Source organism: Candidatus Desulfatibia sp., assembly GCF_036446775.1.
Classification (GTDB): domain Bacteria; phylum Desulfobacterota; class Desulfobacteria; order Desulfobacterales; family UBA11574; genus Desulfatibia_A.
Window position 1 is genome coordinate 1 of the sequence record NZ_JAZFTO010000361.1, and the last position, 3,338, is coordinate 3,338.

2 protein-coding genes are annotated in these 3,338 nt (G+C 45.8%); both read left to right on the plus strand.

Features of this window, described 5'->3' with window-relative positions; genetic code table 11:
* The first annotated feature begins 747 nt into the window (after positions 1–747).
* Positions 748–2,136, plus strand: a complete 1,389-nt coding sequence (gene rlmD, locus V3S16_RS16535; RefSeq protein ID WP_413886940.1) for a 23S rRNA (uracil(1939)-C(5))-methyltransferase RlmD — start codon at positions 748–750, stop codon at positions 2,134–2,136.
* A 180-nt stretch (positions 2,137–2,316) separates the two neighbouring features.
* Entirely contained in the window at positions 2,317–2,937 is a 621-nt protein-coding gene (locus tag V3S16_RS16540) for a DUF3786 domain-containing protein (RefSeq protein ID WP_413886942.1), read from the plus strand.
* Positions 2,938–3,338 lie beyond the last annotated feature (401 nt).

Below are 3,338 nucleotides of genomic sequence, written 5' to 3' on the forward strand. Positions count from 1 at the left end.
AGTCTTCAAGAGATAGGTACGCAGTTTCAGATAAAAAAGTACAGCTCCGTCAGCAGCATTGTCGAAAGGATGAAAGCTCGGATTGGCACAGACAGAAAGGCTAAAAAGCTTATTAACGAACTTTGCGCCCTAATCCCAACAAAGAGTCAAGAGCAGACTTGACCCCTTTATCGACTTGACCCCTTTACTAGTACTAGTCGCTCGAATTCCCCGCAGCGACTCGACTGAGCTCGTCGAAGTCAAGCTGCGGGGAATGCACTCGCTGTGCAGTACAACTATAGATGGCTAAGTAATGCCCATACATAAATACATTTGAGCACTAAGTAGTTTCCAATCCATAAATGAGATATTTTTTCGATGAGCAAGGCCGCACAAGGGCTTTCGCCCGAGGCGTACGCCTGTACGTCGAGGGCGGAAACCCGCGGCCTCCGGCTCCGCTTCCAGCCCGTAGGGCTTACAGGCCGGAGGGTAGAGCCTACGCCTCGGAGAGAGAACGCCGCTCATCGGAAAAATAGCCATTTATGGATGGAAACTAATTAACCATTGACCATACCATGTAATTTAAACTAAATAGTTCGATGAAACCATAACGCTCAATAGTAAGGTAATTTGATTTTTTCACTGAAAACAAATAACTGATGACCGATAACGGATAACACCAAGTGGAATTTTGGCTCAACACAGGTTACGTTTCTCAATAAAAAGTATTTACCAAATATTCGGTTCCATAATAGAGGATCTCTTTATATGCCGGTAAAAAAAGGCCAGCGGCTTGAACTTAAAATTTCTGGTATTGCCTTTGGCGGCCAAGGCCTGGCACGTGTCAACGGCCTGGCTGTGTTCGTTAAACAGGCCATACCTCTGGACGTTGTAATTGCACGGATTACTAAAAAAAAGAAGCAGTATGCCGAGGCCCGCATCGATACTCTGCTGGAGCCGTCACCCTTCAGGATCACTCCCCCTTGTATATACAGTGGTTTTTGTGGAGGTTGCAAGTGGCAGTTTATGAACTATGAAAAACAGCTGGATTACAAGCGGCAGCATGTTGTCGAGTCTTTTGAGCACATCGGCCTGATAAAGGATGTTCCTGTGCATACAACCATTCCTTCCAAGCTGATATTCGGCTACAGGAACAAGATGGAGTTTTCCTGTTCCGACCGCAGATGGCTTCTGCCGGAAGATATGGACCGGGATGATATTGACAGAAGTTTTGCTTTAGGGCTGCATGTACCGGGGACTTTTTACAAGGTTCTCGATACCAAAACCTGTCTGCTGATGCCTGAACTTGGCAACCATATTCTTGAGCAGGTCAGAAGGTTCATCAAGGGCTCCGGGCTCCCGGTTTATGGGCTTCGCAGCCATAGCGGTTTCTGGCGGTTTGTTATGCTGAGACATTCTGCGGCCTATGACCAGTGGATGGTAAATATCATCACAGCGGCCGAGGATCGCGAAACAGTTCAGCCGCTGGCGGATCAACTGATTGAGAGTAATCCCAAAATCGTCTCCGTTATCAACAATATAACTTCACGCAAAGCCGGAGTGGCTATCGGAGAGTATGAAATACTACTGGCCGGCACATCATGCATACGGGATAAAATCGGCCTTTTTGAGTTTGAAATATCGGCAAACTCGTTTTTCCAGACCAACACCCTGGGTGCCGAGCGGTTATACGAAACCGTCAAGACCTATGCCGGTCTTACCGGTAAAGAGACGGTTCTGGATCTTTACAGTGGAACAGGGACCATCGCCATATGTCTTGCCGCCGATGCAAAAGAGGTAATCGGCCTGGAAATCGCCGAAAGCGCCGTCATTGATGCTGAGAATAACTGTCGCATCAACCGGATTTCCAATTGCCGGTTTATTCTGGGGGACCTCAGAAAATCTCTTCCGCAAGTGAGCGCCAGGCCGGATGTTATGATAATCGATCCACCCAGGTCAGGGATGCACAGTGATGTTGTCCGTCAAGTTCTTAAGATGCAACCTAAGCGGATTGTTTATGTGTCCTGCAATCCTGCCACCATGGCCAGGGATATCGGCATGATGAAAGAGAGTTACAGCGTGCTGGAAGTGCAGCCGTTTGATATGTTTCCGCATACTCATCACATAGAATCGGTTGCCAGACTGGAAAAAAAGTAGCTGTCGTAAAAATATATAAAAAGTGATAACCTAACCCGGACAAGCGCGAACCTATAAATGTATGCCACAAAGGCACAAAGACACAAAGGATATATTTTTTATTTTCTCTTCGTGCCTTGGTGCCTTAGTGGCAATGAAAAAAATTTAGCGATGCAGCAAAGAAGACGGACGCAAAAACCATTGTCAAGAACGCCGGCTGGAGACTTAATCAAGGTTCCACCGGAGCATTGGGATGAACTCCACAAAAAGGATCTAAACATACTGTGCCATGATTCCCTGGCCACTCTGCAACCCCATGAAGGACTGCGCTTTCGATTTTTAAACGAGGAGGTGCTGGTTGATATCCATAATAAATGTATTAATCGGCGCGACGATGATGGCTGGGAAAAAATAGAGAACTCACTGCTGGAGTTGGTCATTCTGGTGTACCTTCTGCATGTGAAGCCTTCTACGCTTGCCCAGGAGATGATAAGCGTTAAAGACCTTAAAGACGCTCACTTTTTTCAGGGGCCCCATACGCTTAAAACGGCACCTGTTTTAGAGCGCTATGGCGATGATCTTGCGGGCTTTAAACTGGCGGCGGAAAAATTGGATGGCGAGCCCATGGATTTGGCGGATGCGGCCTACCGGTTTACCCCTTTACCCAAAATACCCATCTACTACCTTTTGTGGGAAGGTGATGAAGAATTTAAGCCGAATCTTTCGATTTTGTTCGACCATTCCATCGATCGTCATCTCTCGGCCGATGCCATCTGGGGGCTGGTTATCCTGGTGTCTGATGCCTTGCTGCTAAGCGCTTGATTTTTTATCATCTTTAGTGACTATTAGCCACGCAGGCACAAAGACACAAAGAAGGGGTATGAATTATCAACCTTAATGATGCAGTTTTATTGGTTAAATTGGTTCCATTGGTTTGGTTGGTTAACAAATAAAACTAATTAAACCAATAAAACCAATGGGACAATTCAAATTAGTACTATTTCTTCGTGTCTTGGTGCCTTTGTGGCAAAATACCTGAGTAGTAATTTTAAAGCTAAAATGAACTTAACATGGATGCATAACTTGTGATGATCATTATTTCCGACGCCCACGTAAATGAGGCCATCGGCAACCATGCGCAGTTTTTTGAAATGTTAACCGCATTTGAATCCTGCGATCATGATTTGATATTTTTAGGAGATATTTTCGATCTGTGGATTGCC

Bases quoted from the DNA above. Each gene is read 5' to 3' on its own strand.
- rlmD (WP_413886940.1), top strand. From the start codon at position 748: ATGCCGGTAAAAAAAGGCCAGCGGCTTGAACTTAAAATTTCTGGTATT.